The 17,818-nt window shown below is 61.0% G+C and carries 15 protein-coding genes; 8 read left to right on the top strand and 7 right to left on the bottom strand.

Annotation, left to right across the window (positions count from 1 at the left end):
* The coding region (locus tag ACHFGA_RS05060) for a VOC family protein (protein WP_394281334.1) at positions 1-306 on the top strand (306 nt) is incomplete at its 5' end.
* Here the strand turns inward: ACHFGA_RS05060 and ACHFGA_RS05055 are convergent.
* Positions 303-1,490, bottom strand: a complete 1,188-nt coding sequence (locus ACHFGA_RS05055; protein ID WP_394281333.1) for a protein adenylyltransferase SelO family protein — start codon at positions 1,488-1,490, stop codon at positions 303-305. The two genes, ACHFGA_RS05060 and ACHFGA_RS05055, sit on opposite strands and share 4 nt — an antisense overlap.
* Positions 1,491-1,515: 25 nt before the next feature.
* Between ACHFGA_RS05055 and cobA the strand changes: the two genes are divergently transcribed.
* From cobA to ACHFGA_RS05030, 5 genes are all read left to right on the top strand, one after another.
* Positions 1,516-2,253, top strand: a complete 738-nt coding sequence (gene cobA, locus ACHFGA_RS05050; RefSeq protein ID WP_394281332.1) for a uroporphyrinogen-III C-methyltransferase — start codon at positions 1,516-1,518, stop codon at positions 2,251-2,253.
* Positions 2,240-3,217, top strand: a complete 978-nt coding sequence (locus ACHFGA_RS05045) for a class I SAM-dependent methyltransferase (protein ID WP_394281331.1) — start codon at positions 2,240-2,242, stop codon at positions 3,215-3,217. The genes cobA and ACHFGA_RS05045 overlap by 14 nt, the downstream gene beginning before the upstream one ends.
* 195 nt (positions 3,218-3,412) lie before the next feature.
* On the top strand, positions 3,413-4,447 hold the full coding sequence (locus ACHFGA_RS05040) for a TRAP transporter substrate-binding protein (protein ID WP_394281330.1): 1,035 nt from the start codon (positions 3,413-3,415) through the stop codon (positions 4,445-4,447).
* Between the two features lies 1 nt (position 4,448).
* Positions 4,449-5,006 (top strand): TRAP transporter small permease, encoded by a 558-nt coding sequence (locus tag ACHFGA_RS05035; RefSeq protein WP_394281329.1) that lies wholly within the window; start codon positions 4,449-4,451, stop codon positions 5,004-5,006.
* Entirely contained in the window at positions 5,003-6,319 is a 1,317-nt protein-coding gene (locus ACHFGA_RS05030) for a TRAP transporter large permease (protein WP_394281335.1), read from the top strand. The genes ACHFGA_RS05035 and ACHFGA_RS05030 overlap by 4 nt, the downstream gene beginning before the upstream one ends.
* Position 6,320: 1 nt before the next feature.
* Here the strand turns inward: ACHFGA_RS05030 and ACHFGA_RS05025 are convergent, their stop codons facing one another.
* Positions 6,321-7,448, bottom strand: a complete 1,128-nt coding sequence (locus tag ACHFGA_RS05025; protein ID WP_394281328.1) for an ATP-binding protein — start codon at positions 7,446-7,448, stop codon at positions 6,321-6,323.
* Positions 7,449-8,240: 792 nt separating this feature from the next.
* On the opposite strand from ACHFGA_RS05025, the gene ACHFGA_RS05020 reads away from it, so the two are divergent.
* A complete protein-coding gene (locus ACHFGA_RS05020; protein ID WP_394281327.1) occupies positions 8,241-9,458 on the top strand; it encodes a multidrug effflux MFS transporter in 1,218 nt (405 codons plus the stop codon).
* Here the strand turns inward: ACHFGA_RS05020 and yaaA are convergent.
* A complete protein-coding gene (gene yaaA, locus ACHFGA_RS05015; protein WP_394281326.1) occupies positions 9,448-10,176 on the bottom strand; it encodes a peroxide stress protein YaaA in 729 nt (242 codons plus the stop codon). The genes ACHFGA_RS05020 and yaaA overlap by 11 nt on opposite strands.
* 31 nt (positions 10,177-10,207) lie before the next feature.
* Here yaaA and ACHFGA_RS05010 point away from each other — a divergent pair, with 31 nt between their 5' ends.
* The gene (locus ACHFGA_RS05010) at positions 10,208-11,959 is read left to right on the top strand and encodes a proline--tRNA ligase (protein ID WP_394281325.1); all 1,752 of its coding nucleotides are present in this window, start codon (positions 10,208-10,210) and stop codon (positions 11,957-11,959) included.
* Between the two features lie 85 nt (positions 11,960-12,044).
* On the opposite strand, the gene glnA is transcribed toward ACHFGA_RS05010, so the two are convergent.
* The 4 genes from glnA to ACHFGA_RS04990 all read right to left on the bottom strand — a co-directional run bounded on the left by glnA (position 12,045) and on the right by ACHFGA_RS04990 (position 17,759).
* Positions 12,045-13,481 (bottom strand): type I glutamate--ammonia ligase, encoded by a 1,437-nt coding sequence (gene glnA, locus ACHFGA_RS05005; protein WP_394281324.1) that lies wholly within the window; start codon positions 13,479-13,481, stop codon positions 12,045-12,047.
* Between the two features lie 42 nt (positions 13,482-13,523).
* On the bottom strand, positions 13,524-14,675 hold the full coding sequence (locus ACHFGA_RS05000) for a tyramine oxidase subunit B (protein ID WP_394281323.1): 1,152 nt from the start codon (positions 14,673-14,675) through the stop codon (positions 13,524-13,526).
* A gap of 292 nt (positions 14,676-14,967) precedes the next feature.
* On the bottom strand, positions 14,968-16,887 hold the full coding sequence (locus tag ACHFGA_RS04995) for an MMPL family transporter (RefSeq protein ID WP_394281322.1): 1,920 nt from the start codon (positions 16,885-16,887) through the stop codon (positions 14,968-14,970).
* 38 nt (positions 16,888-16,925) lie between these two features.
* Positions 16,926-17,759 carry a hypothetical protein gene (locus ACHFGA_RS04990; RefSeq protein ID WP_394281321.1) on the bottom strand — a complete coding sequence of 278 codons (834 nt, stop codon included), beginning with the start codon at positions 17,757-17,759 and terminating at the stop codon, positions 16,926-16,928.
* Positions 17,760-17,818: the final 59 nt, after the last annotated feature.

The following is a 17,818-nucleotide window of genomic DNA, read 5'->3' as shown; positions in this document are numbered from 1 at the left end:
ATTTCCGTCATCCCGCACAGCGCGCCCGGCTCCCGCGTGCGCTATGCCGACATGGGGCAGATGCCGGACAACGGGGCGAATATCGTCTTCTCCAACTTCACCCTGTACGGCCAGTGGTTTGCCGCGATGGATTCTGCCGTGGACCAGAGCTTCACCTTCACCGAGGGCCTGTCCCTGCGGCTGTACGCCGCGGACAAGGAAGAGTTTGAGCGGCTGCGTACCGCACTCTCCGCGGACCCGGCCGCGGAAGAGGACGGCTGGGTGCAGGACGCCTGGGGTGTCTCCTGGCAGATCGTGCTCGCCTAGGTCCCGCAGAATGTAGTGAAGTCGACCGGGCCTTCTGGCTGCGCCAGCCATTCGGGCCCGGCATCCGGATTGAAGGGGTCCGTCACCGCGCCAAGCAGCAGGAGGTAGAGGCCGAACTCGCCGGCCTCCGCAGAGACTAAGGCGTTGGCCAGCATCTGGTTGCGGGGGATAAACAGTGGCCCGCCGTAGTGCTCGCGGTTATAGGTGGTGATGTCGTCGGCACGCGCGAGCTCGTCGATCTCTGGCATGTGCTTGTTCTGCGCCTCCTCCCACAGCTCGGGGAGCTGGTTGAAAAGGTCCTGGGTGGCATGATCGTCTAGGTGATCGCCGAGGGCGCGGGCGAGCACGGTGAGGTTCCACGCCATGATGTCCGGCTGGTTGCCAAAGGCGTAACGGCCCTGAGTATCGATGGAGGAGTAGACGGCCGAGAGATCGAACTTTTCGGTGAAGGCGCAGGGGCCGTAGTCGATGGTCTCCCCGGAGATCGTGGTGTTATCGGTGTTCATCACGCCGTGGACGAACCCGATGCGCATCCACTGCGCCACAAGATCGAATTGGCGGCGCGTGACCGTCTCTAGAAGCTTGCGGGCGCTGGCGAAGCCGGCGTACTCGATCATGCGCGCCACCAGATCATCGGACTGCGTGGCCGCGAGCTCGAAACTGCCCACGCGCAGGTGGGACGTGGCCACACGGACCAGGATCGCGCCGTGCTCCAGCCCGCGGTCGCGGCGGATCTGCTCGCCCGTGGTCACCACGGCCAGTGCACGAGTGGTGGGCACCCCGATGGCGTGCATGAACTCACTGATCAGGTACTCACGCAGCATCGGGCCCAGGGCTCCTTTGCCGTCGGAGTAGCCGCGCGAAAAGGGGGTGCGGCCGGAACCTTTGGTTTGGATTTCCCAGCCGCCGCGGTCACCCAGCAGGAGGGCGCGCCCGTCGCCGAGTATTCCGGAGAACTGCCCAAACTGGTGGCCCGCATAGCCGGTGGCGTGACCGCCGCCGGCACCACACAGCCACGTCACTCCTTCCTCGCTGCGTAACCACTCCGGGTCCAGTTTGAGGTCGCGGGCCAGCTCGTCGTTAAGTACAACGAGCTTCGGTGCCGGCGGGGTGGCAGCCTCGGTGGCGATGGCCAGTTCGGGCAGCGCGTCGGCGAAACTATGGTGCAGGTTGGGGTAAGCCATAGGCCCCAGCCTAGACTTAAGCACTATGAGTATAGGAGAAGTAACCCTCGTCGGTGGTGGCCCTGGCGCGTGGGATCTGCTCACGATCCGCGGGCTGCGCGCCCTTGAGGCCGCCGATGTGATCCTGACCGATCATCTGGGTCCTGCCAATCAGTTGGACGATTTCCTGGATACCGCCGGCAAGGAAATCATCGATGTGGCGAAGCTTCCCTACGGCAAGCAAGTTGCGCAGGAGAAAACGAACGCACTGCTGATCGAGCACGCGCAGGCGGGCAAGAAAGTGGTGCGCCTGAAAGGAGGGGATCCCTACGTCTTCGGCCGCGGCTTCGAGGAGTACCTGGAGTGTGTGAAATCCGGGATCCCGTGCACGGTCGTTCCGGGGGTGACCAGCGCGATTTCGGTTCCGGCGGCCGCGCAGACCCCGGTCACGCATCGTGGGATGACGCACTCTTTCACGCTGGTCTCTGGGCATCTTGCGCCGGATCACCCAAAGAGTTTGATCGATTGGGAAGCGCTGGCGCGCGTGGGCGGGACGATCGTGGTGATCATGGGCGTGAAGAATGCGCGCGCGATCACCCAGACACTTGTGGGCCACGGGCTGCCCGCCACCACCCCTGCGGTGGTGATCCAGGACGGCGAGACCCCGCAGCAGCGCGTCGTCCGGGCCACGGCAGGTACGCTTGCCGACGAGATGGAGGCCCATTCCATCACTAATCCCGCTGTGTACGTGATCGGAAAGGTTGCTGGTCTTGCGCACTCTTGATGCCCTTATCCTCGACAACGCCCCCACCGCTGACACCTGGATCATCGTCGACGACCCGACCGGCAGCCTGCTTGAAGCGGCGACGGGCCGCGTGATCTCGCTGCAGTCCGACTTCTCCCAGGCACAGGCGGCGCGCGCGGCCGGGGCGGAAGTGATCGGGGATGTGCGTTACGACGAGCGCCTCTCCGGTTCCGGTACTGCTGTGGTGGTAGGTCAGATGCCGAAATCTTTGGAGCGCCTGGACTATGTGGCGCGCGCCGTGGCCGCAGCGGGTTTCGACGAGGTGACTGTCGTTCTCAGCGCGAACAACAAGCATCTGTCGCGCGGGATGAACGATGTGCTGGCCCGCTCTTTCACCGATGTACGCGCCTCCCGTGGGCGGGGCAAGTTCCGCTGCCTTGTGGCTTCGGGCCCGAAGCCGGGAGAGTATGAGCCAGTGGTGCGCGGTGGCTTGGTGGGTGTTGGCGGAGTGTTCAGTGGGGCGAAGGAAGACTTCGGGGGTCAACTTTTGGCTGAGGTGATCGTCGACAAGTGCAACCAGCCGCAACGCGTCCTGGACCTGGGCTGTGGCAATGGGTCGGTAGCCAAGCGTGTTTTGGAGGCGTGGCCGCAAACGCAGGTTGTGGCGACGGATTCGGATGCCGATGCCGTGGTGTCCGCGCGCGCAAGCCTGGCGGGTTTTGGTGATCGGGCGGAAGTGACCTGGGATGATGCCGGTGCGCAGCTGGAACCCGGGTTTGATGTGATCGCTTTGAACCCGCCTTTCCATGAGGGAACCAGCGTTGATGCGACTCTGATTCAGGATCTGTTGGATGGCGCTGCGCGGTTGTTGGCGGATGGGGGAGAGTTGTTCGTGGTGCATAATTCGCACCTGCGTTACCGCGATCAGGTGCAGCAGAGATTCGCGCGCGTGGAGGAAGTTGCCCGCAATAAGCGCTACACAGTGTTGAGTGCACGGGCATAAACCCATATTTGATACGCCTCTTTCCGCGCACAATGGGGGTAGCGCGGGGGGAGGCGTTTTTCGTCGTTAAGTGTTGTGCGCTGGGCGAACGCTGTTGAAGTGACGTACATCATATGATGTGATTTTTGTGATTTGGTTTTCGGGTGTCAAACTCTGGTCATAACCTTTTTCGTCATATCAACATTGGAGCTGCATGTGAAACGATCACGCCTTGCAACTGCCGGGTTGACCATGGTCGCCGCGCTGACCTTGTCCGCGTGTGGCGACTTGGGTGGGCTCAACCTGGAGACCGTAGGTGATCCAGAGAAGACTACCTACGTCAAGCTTGCCCTCAACCAGACAGAGACCCACCCGTCCTACGTGGCGCTGGAGAACTTTTCCCAGCGCTTCGAGGAACGCACCGATGGGCGCTGGAAGATCACCATTTTCCCCAACGAGCAGTTGGGTTCGCAGCAGGAAGTGGTGCAGTTCGTCACTTCAGGTGCGATCGAGATGGCGATTGTCTCCGGCACCCAGCTGGAAAACCTGAACAAGGACTTCCAGGTGCTGAACATGCCCACCACCTTCAGTTCAATCGACCACCAGATGGGCGTGATTCGCGACCAAGACCTCATGGAGCCGCTGTTTACCTCCCTAGAGGACCGCGACAACATCACCGTGATCGGCGGCTTTACTCAGGGCACCCGCAACGTGTACACCAAGGACGCCCCGGTGCGTACCCCGGAAGATCTGGCCGGTCTGAAGATCCGCGTCCAGGAATCAGACATGCACATCCGCATGATTCAGCTGATGGGTGCTTCGGCTACCCCGCTGTCCTACGGCGAGGTGTATACCGCGATCCAGTCGGGCGTGCTCGACGGCGCGGAGAACAACGAGGTGTCCTATACCACCCAGCAGCACAATGAGGTCGCGCCCTACTTCAACCAGACGGAGCACCTCGTCGGCCTGGACTACATGATCATGCGCGCTGACCTGCGCAAGGCGATGAGCCCCGAAGATCGAGCGATTTTCGATGAAGAGTGGGACAAGGCCATGACCGAGCACACCGACCTGTGGGCCGTGGAGACCGAGAAGGCCATCGAGGAGGCTGAGTCCGAGGGCGCCGAGTTCGTCGACGTTGATGACGAAGCCTTCCAGAAAGCCTTGGCACCGATCCGTGAAGAATTCTTGACCACGGATTTCCAGAACAAGCTTTACGACGACATCCGCGCCGCTGAAGGAGGCCAGTAAAATGCACGGCCTGAAAGTAGGGCTGCGTAATATTCTTGCAGCCATTTCCATCGTGTTGTTCGCCGTGTTGGTGATCACCACGTCCTGGCAGGTGATTAGCCGCCAGATTCTCAACGCCCCATCGACGTGGTCTGAGGAGTTCGCCAAGATCTGTTTCGTGTGGCTGACCTTCCTGGGTTCCGCGTTCCTCTTCGGGGAGCGTGGCCACATCGCCGTGGACTTCCTGGCGCGCAAGCTGCCGTTGGGTGGCCAGCGCGCCACGCAGATCTTTGTCCAAGCGATGATCCTGATTTTCGCGGCCGTCGGCATGGTGTGGGGCGGCATCCTGGCGGCTAGCAATGCGTGGTACCAGAACCTCACGGCGCTGCCTTTTGCGATCGGCTGGGTCTACATTGTGATCCCGATTGCCGGTGTGTGCATCGCCATCTTCGCGCTGATTGACCTGATCGAGGTCGCCAACGGGACCCTCGAGCCCTACCCAGAAATTGAGGACCCGGAAGAACTCCCAGCGGTCGAGGTCACCCCAGAGAACACGTCTGCGACAGGAGAGAAGAAATAATGTCACCCGCAGCAGTTGCAGCTCTCATTTTGCTTGTTGGCGTCGTCGTCCTGATCGCCAGCTCTGTCCCCATCGCCATCGCCATCGGCCTGCCGTCGATGCTGGCCGCGATGGCCGTCCTCGGCGTGGAAAACGGTGCCGCCGCGATTACCCAGCGCATGTTTACCGGCGCCAACTCCTTCTCGCTTCTGGCTATCCCGTTCTTCGTTTTGGCCGGCGCGTTAATGAACTCCGGCGGTATCGCTTCACGTCTGATTGATGCCGCACGGGTGATCGTCGGCAAGCTTCCTGCGTCGATGGTGCAGACCAACGTCGTGGCTAACGGCCTGTTCGGCTCGGTATCGGGTGCTGCCGTTGCGGCGGCATCTGCTGTCGGTACCGTGATGACCCCGCAGATGCGCCGCGACGGTTATTCGCGACCATTTTCCGCGGCCGTGAACGTGGCCTCCGCTCCGGCGGGCATGCTGCTTCCACCGTCGAACACGTTCATCGTGTACTCGCTGGTCTCGTCGACATCGATCGCAGCCCTATTCATGGCGGGCGTTGGTCCCGGCATCCTCTGGCTCATCGCAGTGCTGATCGTCGGCGTGTGGCTGGCGCGCAAGGAAAACTATCGACGAGACGACGTACACCCCACCTTTGGCCAGGCCATGCTGGTGATCTGGCGCGCGGTGCCCTCGCTTCTGATGATCTTCATCGTCGTCGGCGGTATCCTGCTCGGCTGGTTCACCCCAACCGAATCCGCCGCGATCGCCGTGCTCTACTGCCTGGCGCTCGGCTTCATCTACCGCGAACTGAGTGTCAAGGATCTGCCCAAGGTCCTGCTGAACGCCACGCGCACCACATGCATCGTGATGATGCTGGTCGCCGCATCCTCCGCACTATCCTGGGTGATGGCTTTCGCCGGCATCCCGGCGCTGATCTCTCAGGGGCTGTTGGCCGTGTCCACTAACAAGGTGGTCATCCTGCTCATCATCATGCTGATCCTGCTGGTCATCGGTACCTTTATGGACCCGACCCCGGCCATCTTGATCTTCGTGCCCATCTTCCTGCCGATCGTCACCGAACTCGGCGTGGACCCCGTCCACTTCGGCGCGATGGTCGTGATGAACCTGTCGCTGGGTGTGATCACCCCGCCGGTGGGCAACGTGCTGTTCGTCGGCGCCCAAGTGGCTGGACTGCGCATCGAACCGGTGATCGCGCGCCTGTGGCCATTCCTCCTGGCCCTGATCGTCGCGCTGTTCATCGTTGTGTTTGTGCCGGCGCTGTCCACGTGGCTACCGACCACGCTGGGCCTGATGGCTCCCGCCTAAACTAGTTCACCCTTTGTGGCCGCTGCTCGCGGCGCAGGAATTCGCCCAGGTAAGGCTGGGCGAATTCTACTTCTCCCCAGCCCGCGGCCACGATAAGATCGCGGTCAATCAGTTTGCCTCGCGTATCCGACAGTGCCGTTGTTGGGCGCTCCAGTGCAGTGGTCAGGTCGGTCGTCGACACGCGCGAACGCCCCGTCTGAAACTGGATATGCGCCATCGCGTCCAAGTACTCGCGCTGACGAGGCGGTACCGCCCGCAAGCTGGGTTGATGCACTTGCGTCCCCAGGATCTCAATCGCTTCCTCGCGTATCGACGACACATCCGCCCGCGTGATCTCTGAAGTAGCGGCCGCGTTCCACGCCAAAAAGCCAATCAACTGGACCAAATATGGATACCCCTGAGTGAGCTCACCCGCATACTCCGCGGCGCCGGAGGTGAAAGGTTTACCAGCTTCTGCTGCGGTTTCTGCCAGAGTTGTGGTGGCATCGTCGACCGTTAACGGGCCGAGCTCATAGTGCCGTGCACGTCGCAGAAACGTCGCGCCGGGCAGGTTGAGAAGCTGGTTGATGCCCTGGGTGAGCCCTGCCATGGCTAACGAGACTTCGGCGTCGTCACGGATGAGATCCTGGTAGGCGACCGCGATTTCAGCGAGGTCGTCAGGGTTGGAGTCCTGGATTTCGTCAATAGTGATCAGCACGCCTGTGCCCTTGAGTAGGTTGAGCAGCTCATGTAGGCGTGTGACTAGACGGGGAACCACGGGCTGATCGTCGTTAAGCTCGCTGCGTACCGAGCCGAGTCCCGCAACCGAGACCCCAGTCACATGGCGTTTGGCAGTGGGTTCGATGGATTCCATGAGCTCCGGGATCGTGGAATTGGTGAGTGTTTCAGCCATGCCTTGGCGGCCTGATGCGCGGATGACCACCCAGCCTCGCGTGCGGGCGAGATCTTCAAGTTCGGTGAGTAGGACCGTTTTGCCGATTCCACGGGACCCCGAAATGATCAGCGAGCGGTTAGGGTGGCCGGGGCCGGCATCGATAGCTGTGGAAAATTCGTCGAGGACCGTGGCGCGGCCAGCCCAGACTTTAGGGCTTGCGCCGAACGTGGGGCGGAAGGGGTTGCGAGGCGGCATGGTGATCAGTGTAGCGCGCGGCGTCGAACGCGATTGATAAATTGATAAATAGGGGCGGGGTGATTCTGCAGAGGGCTGAGGCTAAGTGCACATTGTGACCCCCGCTTAGTACGTCTAGGAATTCTGCAGCTGCAGAAAATGGTCGGAGGTCGGGCGCGGAAAGCTAGCCACACAGGGGAGGAATGGGAATGGCCTTCTGGTTCGGTTAACGCGGGAATTCTGCAGCTGCGGAACAGTGGCAGTTTTTAGGTCGGAAAGAGATTGATTGTAAGGCCGGGCCGACTCAAGTAGATCTAAATATTCTGCAGCTGCAGAATGTGGGCGATGTCTGCAACAGGCGGTGGTCGCGTGGGTGGGTCAAGACTTTCGCTTACTTAACGTAGAAATTCTGCAGATGTAGAAAAATCATGGGCGGAGGATCGTTTGGGAACCACTGGCTAGTGGTCGGCGATGGGCGAGGTTATTCTGCAGCTGCAGAATATCGGCGGGACATTAGGTGCAACAACATAAGGAGTGTAGGGCTTTCTGGTTTGGTCGACACGGGAATTCTGCAGCCGCAGAAAATTCCTAAGGCGAGTGTTTCATTTTGTGGCCTGGTTGTCGGCAGTTGTTGGTCTGCAAATTCTGCAGCTGCAGAATATTGGCGGGGCTTAAGACTAACCAGATAAGGAATGAAGAGCTTTCTGGTTTAGTTGACAAAGGAATTCTGCAGCTGCAGAATCCACTCAGCCGGGAAACGCGACTATTGGCAATCGTTTGCAATATGCCCCCGGGGGCACTAGTCTAATGTTCATGATGACGCGTACACAAAAGCAGGGTGGTGCCATCCCGTCACTGCTGTTGACGGTGTTGGCGCTGGTGTCGGCGATTGAACCGTTGACGATCAACATGTATCTCTCGGGCATGCCGCAGCTGTCGCGGGACTTGGGTGTGGATCAGACCGCAGGCCAGCTCACACTTACCGCATTTATGGTGGGCATTGCGGTGGGGCAAATCGTCGTCGGCCCGATCTCTGACTCCGTTGGACGCCGCCGGCTCTTCGTCGGTGGAACGCTGGCCCTCATGTTCGCATCAGTGCTGGCTGCCATCGCGCCCAATATCTGGGTGTTGTACGTGGCGCGCGTCGCCCAAGGCCTAGCAGGTGGCACAGCGGTGGTGCTGGCCCGCGCAGTTGCAGGCGACCTCGCCCGCGGTAAAGAGCTCGCCCGCGTCTTCGCCCTGCTAATGATGCTTGGTTCCGTCGCTCCCGTCGTCGGCCCGATTCTCGGTGGCCTAATCGTGGACTTCGTCGGCTGGCGTGGAGTGTTCTGGGTGCTGGCGGCGCTCAATATGGTGATCTGGCTGGGTGTGTGGCGGTTTGTTCCGGAATCCCTGCCAGTAGAGAAGCGGCGCCCCTTCACTCTGAGATCGGTGCGCGACGCCTTCGCCCAGCTCACGAAAGATCGGGCATTCGTGGGCTTTTCGCTGGGCTTCATGTTCTCCTTCGTCACCATGTTCGCCTACGTCTCGGCCTCACCCTACGTGCTGCAGGAGCACTATGGATTCACGCCACTTCAGTACGCGATCATCTTCGCCGTGAATACGACAGGCCTAGCGATACTTACCATCATCAACCGGCGCATCGTCGGGCGCACCGGCCCCTTAATCTTGGCGCGCATCTTCAACGTGGTGCAGCTGATCGCCACCATCTACCTCGTCGCGGTGACAGTGATGGGGCTGAATCGCTGGTTCATTCTGGTTGGCTTGTTCGTCGTCGTGGCATCCAACGGCATCAACCTGGGCAATAACTCGGCGCTGGCCATCGACCGCGCCGAGGGCGTGACCGGCACAGCCTCCGCGATCATGGGCGCGGGCCAGTTCCTGTTCGCGGGGATCGTCAGCCCAGTGGTGGGGATCGTCGCAGGTTTCGGCATGTCTCAGCCGATCGCAATGGCCATCGTCATGTTCCTCGCCTGCGTGGTGGCCACCATCGGCGTGCAGCTGATCGGGGCCCGCAGCGCTAAGGCTTAACGACGAGCGTCAGCTCGCTACCCGCCACCTCAACCTGCATGCCGGCGGCCTCAGCGATATCGGCCACACCCTCCACCGAATCCGCGTTCCGCGGCGAGCCCGCCAATACACGGGCAAGCTCGCCCTTATAGAACTTGTTGAAGTGGCTGACCACCTTGCGCGAGCCATCGTCCTGGACAGACTCCACCCGGACAGTCATCGCGCCGGGAACCTTGCCTAGTTGCTGGTAGGCGCCCGATCGCATATCGACGATAAACCCGCCCGTGTCCTGCAGCGCCTCAGTGATGTGGGAACCCCACCGCGCCTTCATTGTTGGCGTAGAGCCATCGGTGCGGCGTGGCAGTTTCGATCCTGCGGAGAGGCGATACTTGGGGATCATGTCGTCGGCACGCACCACACCAAACAAAGCGGAGCCGATAGCCAAGCGTTTGAGGGCTTCGTCGGAAAGCGAATCGGCCTGGAGCGCGTCGTAAAGCACCCCGGTGTAGCGGTGGATGGCGGGCATGACCGGGGCAGTGCCTAGTGTGAGATTGGCCTCGGCCTCAGGGCGCTGCCGATCGCTGAGTTTGAGTGCGGTGAGTTGCTCGTCGATAGGCAACGCGGCGAGGTCCGCCATGATGTCCTCGCGCACCGAATCAAGCTGCGGGAATGACAGTGACATCGGGTCCCGTTCACCGCCGGTAGCCTTCGTTTCGGAAGGGGGCAACACAATAAGCATGGGTACAAGCCTAACGGGTACGATAATCCCCATGATTACCCGCATGTCTGAGCTTTTCCTGCGCACACTGCGCGAAGACCCCGCCGATGCCGAAGTCCCCAGCCACAAGCTGCTGGTTCGCGCCGGCTATATCCGTCGCGCCGCGCCGGGCATTTATAACTGGCTGCCGTTGGGCCTGCGCACGCTGCGCAAGATCGAGGGCGTGGTGCGCCGCGAAATGGACGCCATCGGTGCCCAGGAAATGCTGTTCCCAGCGCTGCTGCCGCGCGAACCCTATGAGGCGACCGGGCGCTGGGACGAATACGGCCCCGAACTTTTCCGTCTGAAGGATCGCCGTGGCAATGACATGCTGCTGGGCCCCACCCATGAGGAAATGTTCACCTCTACGGTGAAAGACCTGTACACCTCCTACAAGGACTTCCCGGTCACGCTGTACCAGATCCAGACGAAGTATCGCGATGAGGCCCGCCCCCGCGCCGGCATCCTGCGCGGCCGCGAGTTCGTGATGAAGGATTCCTACTCCTTCGACATGTCCGACGAGGGCTTGGACGAGTCCTACGCGAAGCACCGCGAGGCTTATCGACGAATCTTCGACTCCTTGGGCGTGCGTTATGAAATCTGTCAGGCCACCTCTGGTGCAATGGGTGGCTCCGCGTCGGAGGAGTTCCTGGCATACTCCGACAACGGCGAAGACACTTTCGTCATCTCCACCGCCGGCGACTATGCGGCCAACATCGAAGCGGTGACCACCGTGGCTCCGCAGCCGCGCTCCATCGAGGGGCTGCCTGAGGCTGAGGTACACGAGACACCGGACTCTGAAACGATCGAGACCCTGGTGAACTGGGCTAACAGCGCCGGTGTGCAGGTGGAAGGCCGCGAGGTCGTTGCCTCCGACACTTTGAAGTGCATGGTGATTAAGGTCGACGCGGGTGAGGAGCCAGAACTGGCCGGCGTGCTCATTCCGGGCGACCGCGAACTTGATGAGGACCGCCTCGACGCAGCGCTCGAACCTGCGACCTGGGAATTCGTCTCCGATGAAGAATTCGCGAAGTCGGACTTCCTGGTCAAGGGCTATGTGGGCCCGCGCGGGCTCCAAACCAACGGCGTCAAGATCTACGCAGACCCCCGCATCGTCGAGGGTTCCGCATGGATCACCGGCGCAGACGAGAAGCAGCGCCACGTGGTCGGTCTCGTCGCCGGCCGCGACTTCCAGGTGGACGAGACCATCGAAGCCGCCGAAATCCACGAAGGAGATCCCGCGCCAGTAGGAGAGGGCACCCTGGAGCTAGCCCGCGGCATCGAGCTGGGCCACATTTTCCAGCTGGGTCGCAAGTACACCGAGGCCATGGACGTGCAGATCCTCGACGAAAACGGCCGCCAAGCAGTACCGACCATGGGTTCCTATGGCATCGGAATCTCCCGCATGATGGCCGTGCTGGTGGAGCAGATGCACGACGAGAAGGGCCTCGTCTGGCCCACAGCCGTTGCGCCGTACCAGGTGCACGTGGCCGTCGCGAACAAGGACAAGGAAGCCCTTGAAGCCGGCGACAAGCTGGTATCCGAACTCGACGCGGCAGGCATTGAGGTGCTTTTCGACGATCGCCCCAAGGTCTCTCCAGGCGTGAAGTTCAAGGACGCAGAGCTCTTGGGCATGCCTTACGCCGTTATCCTTGGCCGTGCGTTCAAGGACGGTAACGTCGAATTACGCATTCGCGGTGGCGAAACCACTGAGGTTCCATACGACGAGGTCGTCGACAAGGTGTTGCAGTATGTTCGCGGCTAAATGCGCACGTCGGCGGTCTGCCGCGAACAACATGGGATGAGGATGCGGGGAAGGCCCAGAGAACTGGGGGCCTTCCGCCGACACCTTAAACGTTGTAGTAGAGCTCGAATTCCTTCGGGGTGGGGCCCTGGCGCAGCGGCATGATTTCATTGTCGTACTTCAGCTTGATGTACGTGTCGATGAGATCATCGGTAAACACGTCGCCCTCGGTGAGGAAGTCGTGATCGTCGGCAAGCGCGTTCAGAGACTCCTCGAGGGAGTGTGGCACCTTCGGTACCTTGAACTCTTCTTGGACCTCTAGCTCGTAGAGGTCCTTGTCCACTGCCTCGCCTGGGTCGATACGGTTCTTGATTCCGTCCAAACCCGCCATCATCTGGGCGGTAAAGCCCAAGTATGGGTTGCCCGATGGGTCCGGTGCGCGGAACTCCAAGCGCTTCGCGGAAGGCGAGTTGCCCGTTACCGGGATACGGATCGCGGCCGAGCGGTTGCGCTGGGAATACGCCAGGTTTACTGGAGCCTCGAAGCCGGAGTACAGGCGACGGTAGGAGTTCGTCGTTGGGTTGGTCAGAGCCATCACGGCGGGGGCGTGCTTCAGTAGACCGCCGATGTACCAGCGGGCGATGTCGCTCAGGCCGGCGTAGCCGTGCTCGTCATAGAACAGTGGCTTGCCGTCCTTCCACAGAGACTGGTGGGCGTGCATGCCACAACCGCCGTCACCGTCGAGAGGCTTCGGCATGAAGGTCGCGGTTTGCCCCATCTTCTCGGCGGTGCCCTTCACGATGTACTTGAAGGTCTGCAGATCATCACCCGCGCGCAGCAGCGTGTTGAAGCGGTAGTTGACCTCCTGGATGCCACCGGTGGCAACCTCGTGGTGGAAACGCTCAATCTTGAAGCCCACCTGGGTCAAAATGGCTGCAATCTCATCGCGGACAGGAATCGTCTTATCGTACGGGGCGGTAGGGAAGTAGCCGTCGTTGACACGGATCTGGTTACCGCGGTTTGGGGTGCCGTCGATCATGGTGTCCGCGCCGGAATTCCACCAGCCTTCGTCGGAATCCACCTTGTGGAAAGCGGCGTTGATTTCGGTGGAATACTGGACCGAGTCGAAGACGTAGAACTCTGCCTCAGCGCCGATGGAGCAAGAGTCCGCGATACCGGTTTCTTGCAGGTACTCTTCAGCCTTGCGTGCAACATTGCGTGGATCGCGGCTGAAAGGCTCCATCGTGAATGGATCGTGGACGAAGAACTTCATGTTCACCGTCTTGCGGTCCCGGAATGGGTCCACGTGCGCCGTGCCGATGTCAGGCACCAAGGTCATGTCGGAGGCCTCGACAGTGGTGAAGCCCGCGACCGAGGAACCATCGAATGCGAAGCCATTTTCTACGGCGTCGTCATCGAATTCGTGGACAGGCACGGTCAGAGCGTGCTCCACTCCGGTCAAGTTCGTGAAGCGAATGTCGAGGTATTCCACCTCCTCGTCCTTCATAAACTTGCGGAGTTCTTCGGCTGTTTCAAAAGCCATGGGAGCTAACACTCAATTCTGTAGTGGTTGTTGGTGAATCGTTTAGGACAGCAGTGGGTCTTCCCACAGGTTCAGCTTGGTGCCGATGCCCTTCTTGACTGCATTTTCGTAGAGATCGGTGGCCCAAGCAACGTCCTCGACGGGCATGCCGCCAATGGAGTAGAGGAAGATCTGCTCATCGTTCTCGCGGCCTGGTGCCTTGCCGTCGGCAATATCGCCCATGTTGACCAGCTGCTCCTCCTTGAGGGAGCCTTCCTGGATCATGTCCCACCAGCGGTTGCCCGGGATGCCCAGCAGGTCCTCGTAGGTGACATCCTTACCGTTCTCGTGGAACCACTCGGAGTACAGGCCACGGTAGTCCACAACCAGGTTGGCCTTGTCGGAGGCGACGAAATCATCGTCGAAACGCGCGGCAGCGGGGCACAGCACGAGGGCACCGGGCTTGAGCCACTCCGTCTTGAAGTATGGGAAGCCCGAAGGGCCGTCCTTCGAGGTGGAGGTACCGCCGATGAGGATGTCCGAATCCTCGATCGCTGCCTGCTCGGAGTCGACGACGGTGACGTTGACCTCTGGGAACTTCTCGCGGAACCAGTTCGCGGCGCGCTCGGTGGACTCAGGGGAGCGCCCCTTGATCTTCAGGTTCTTGATGCTTGGGCGCTGGGACATTGCCGACGAGAAAATCGTGCGGCTCATTACGCCTGGGCCGATGATGCCCACAGTCTCAGCGTTCTCCACGGCAAGGTGCTTCACACCGACACCTGGAACCGCGCCAGTGCGGAATGCGGACAAGGTGTTGGCGCTCATGACGGCCAGTGGTGCGCCGGTATCGGTGTCATTCAGGATGAATAGGTGGATGGAACGTGGCAGGCCGCGCTTGCGGTTCTCCGCGTTGGAGCCGTACCATTTCACGCCAGTGTTGCGGAAGCGTCCGCCAAGGTAGGCCGGCATCGCCATGAAGCGGCGGTCTGGGCCGTCGGCGGGCATGCCCTCGTGCTCTGGATTCTTCGGGAAGTTGATCTGAGCGCCGTGGGAGTTCGCAGACGCGCCGGCCATGCGGTAGTCACCGCGTGCCAGAAGAATGAGGGTTTCTTCCATGGTCTCAACACATTGAGCGGCGTCCCCCACGCCGGCTTCGACCATGTCCGGCTCGGACAGGTAGATGAAATCAATACGGTTATCAGGCTGTGTCGTCACAGTCGATAAGTTCCTTTCTTTGGCGGGCCAAAGAGGGCAGTGCCGGTATTCCGGAATTAGGGCACGTTCCCCGGTGACCGAGTAAAAACTCGTGTTCGGATGTCGTACTCCATCAACGCTAGTGATTTCCTGGGCATTGCGTCAGTCATTTACGCAGGCAGAGAATTTTTTTCAACCAAGAAAGGTGGTTAAACGGCAGGTAAGGGGGTGGTCTTGCGGGGGTAGAAAAAATCTTCGTGCAACAAGAAAGCGCCTCCCCCTTTTTGGGGGAGGCGCGGGCTAAGCGTCTGCGTTACTTCGCCGTGTGGTCAGGGCGAGCCGGCCACCAGAACTTCTCGCCCAGCAGCCGGACGATGCTCGGCACCACCAGCGAGCGGACAATCAAGGTATCCAGGAGGACGCCAAGGCAGATCACAATGCCCACCTGCGCCAATACCACCAGCGGCAGTACGCCGAGGGCCGCGAAAACCGCCGCCAGCAGAATACCTGCGGACGTAATCACGCCACCTGTAGCCGACAGTGCGGTGAGAATTCCGCTGCGCGTGCCCTCGTGGGTTGCGGCCTCGCGTGCGCGAGTAACAAGAAATATTGTGTAGTCAATACCCAACGCTACCAAGAACACGAAAGCGTAAAGCGGAGTCGTGGAATCGAAGCGTTCGAAACCGAACAGTCCGCTGGAGACCCACCAGCCTAGGCCGAGGGCGGCCACGTTGGTCAGCAGCACCGAAGCCACCATGATCGCCGGCGCCACCAGAGAGCGCAGCAGGAAGATCAGCGCCACAAACACCAGGCCCAGTACAAGAGGGAAGATGAACATGCGGTCGCGCTCGGCGGCCTGCTCGGTGTCGTACAGCTCGGCGTCCGCGCCGCCGACCTTGGCGTCGGTACCGCTTAACGACGATCGCAGCTCCTCCGTCGTGCCACCAGACACTTGGAGCAGCCCGTCACTTTCGGTCACGGTGTAGCCGTCTGCTTCTAACAGCTCTGTGGCTTCGGCTGGATCGGCAGTAGACACAAGTGCCGGGGTAGCAGAAACGTCAGGGAATTCGTCGGAAAGCGTCTCCGCGGCGGCAATGGACTCAGGCTTGTCGATGAACTGGTCGGACTGGGTTAGGCCCGTGGTGATCTGGAAGTAGCCCAGGCACAGAATGCCGAGGAAAATCAGAGAGGTGGTCAGGATCGTACCGGGGCGCTTGGCCACTTGGTTGCCCACGGCGTCGAATACGCGGTGGGTCGTGACGTCGCCGACCTTGGGGCGCTGCGGCCAGAAAATCCACCGGCCGAACAGGACAAGCACACCGGGCAGTACAAATGCGCCGAACAGGAAAGCAATCACGATGCCGAAGGCCGCCGCGGTGCCAAGTGCGCGCGTGGTGGGGGTCAGCGATACCAGCAGGCACAGCACGCCAATGACCACGGTGGAGGCGGAGGCCAAAATGGTCTCTACGGTCGGCTTCCATGCCCGGGCCATGGCCTCGAAACGGTTCTCATAATTGGTCAGCTCGTCGCGGTAACGGGAGATCACCAGCAGTGCGTAGTTGGTACCCGCACCGAAGACCAGCACGGACAGGATGCCGCCGGTCGATTCGTTCCACACCATGCCGAAAGCGTCGAGGAACCAGGTGTACGCGGTGGCCACCACGCGGTCGGCGATGCCGATGACCAGCAATGGGATGATCCACAGGACCGGGGAGCGGTAGGTGACGATCAGCAGGATCGCCACGATGATCGCCGTCACCGCAAGCAGGGTGAAGTTAGCACCCTCGAATACGCCCGACAGGTCTGCGTCGATCGCCGCAGGTCCGGTGACCTGCGCCTCAACCCCGTCCGGAAGGCCTTCGGCCGCATTAGTGCGCAGCTCTTCCACGGCATCAACATTGCCCAGCAGGGAATCGGAGCTCACCTCGACAGGAACGATGGCGGAGTCCATCTCCTCGTTCGGGATCAGGGGCCCACCGAGCTCTTCCGCTTTAGCTTGCAGCTCGCCGAAAGTCTCGGGGCTGAGGCCGGTGAAAAGCACCACGGCTGCGTTGCCTGAATCCTCCGAAGAGGCGGCGCGTTCCTCGGCCACCGCAGTGGACTCGGCGTCATCGGGGAGCATGCTTGTCGACGACGTCGGCGCTTCGGCTGGTCCGAGTGTCATTAAGAAAATGGCCACCGCAATGATGGCCAAAGAAATCCATCGCATGATACGAACGGACGAAGCGTTCACAATATGATCCTTAAGTTGTAGAAGTAAAACCTCCCGTATTATTCACCACGTTGAGCATGGGCAGCAAAATGGCTGGCAGCATACTGCCACTCGGCCGAGGAGGCGCCCGCTGCGGTGGTGCGCCACTGGCCGATGAGGTTCGCCTCGAGTTCGTCGACAAGCGCTGTCGCCGCCACCGTCGTTGTAGGTGGCTCTAGCTCCTGAAACTCATAGCCGGCCGCCAAGGCGGAATCCTCCGGCTGGTCGGCACCAAGCAGCGTCAGGGCAGTGACCCGGTCCTGCGATGTGTCGTTGAGCACATCAATGCGTTGTTGCAAACCGTCGTCAGCATAGGCGCTGGCCAGGCCGAGGCCATACTGCAACGCGTACTCGCGTTCCAGCATCGCTTGCGCGGCCTGGAGGTCCTGCTCATCAGTAATTACGCCCAGGTTTTCCGGCAGGCTGACATCGGTTACGGCCAACGTATCGACGACGTGGGAGACCACCAGATCAATCGAATCTTCAGGCAGCTTCGCCCTGTTCTCTGCCACGAAACGCGCCATCTCCTCGCCGGACTGCGCCAGGGAGGTAGCGCCGGTGGCCTCATTGGTGGAGCGGTCCACCGTGCAAGATTCCGGCGATTGGCCCTCAGGATCTACTCCACAGACGCGCAAGATCTCGTCGTAAAGCTCCTGTGCCTGCTTGTCGCGTAAGGCTGTGGCCTGTTCGTCGTCAAGCGTGGACGCGTCGGCCTCCGCCTGCTGGGCCAGCTGCACCAACTCGGCGTCCGGGCGGGGGCCGAACACCTCCACCACTTGAGAACAGCCGGTCAGAGACACGGCGGTGAGGGGGATGGCGGCGAGAAGGGTGGCGAACCTGCGGGAGCTAAACACACACAAGATGGTACAGTCTGCAGGCGCATCGCTACGATGGCACCATGGCTTTTCCCACC

Origin of the sequence: Corynebacterium sp., assembly GCF_043426755.1 — a bacterium.
Lineage (GTDB): Bacteria > Actinomycetota > Actinomycetes > Mycobacteriales > Mycobacteriaceae > Corynebacterium.
The sequence above is the reverse complement of the archived record's forward strand: the minus strand, read 5'-3'. Positions and strand labels throughout refer to the sequence as shown.

Coding starts and splice junctions, on each gene's coding strand:
- ACHFGA_RS05025 (WP_394281328.1), bottom strand. CDS start 7,448: ATGCCGCCTCGCAACCCCTTCCGCCCCACGTTCGGCGCAAGCCCTAAA.
- ACHFGA_RS05010 (WP_394281325.1), top strand. CDS start 10,208: ATGATTACCCGCATGTCTGAGCTTTTCCTGCGCACACTGCGCGAAGAC.
- yaaA (WP_394281326.1), bottom strand. CDS start 10,176: ATGCTTATTGTGTTGCCCCCTTCCGAAACGAAGGCTACCGGCGGTGAA.
- ACHFGA_RS05035 (WP_394281329.1), top strand. CDS start 4,449: ATGCACGGCCTGAAAGTAGGGCTGCGTAATATTCTTGCAGCCATTTCC.
- ACHFGA_RS05020 (WP_394281327.1), top strand. CDS start 8,241: ATGATGACGCGTACACAAAAGCAGGGTGGTGCCATCCCGTCACTGCTG.
- cobA (WP_394281332.1), top strand. CDS start 1,516: ATGAGTATAGGAGAAGTAACCCTCGTCGGTGGTGGCCCTGGCGCGTGG.
- ACHFGA_RS05055 (WP_394281333.1), bottom strand. CDS start 1,490: ATGGCTTACCCCAACCTGCACCATAGTTTCGCCGACGCGCTGCCCGAA.
- glnA (WP_394281324.1), bottom strand. CDS start 13,481: ATGGCTTTTGAAACAGCCGAAGAACTCCGCAAGTTTATGAAGGACGAG.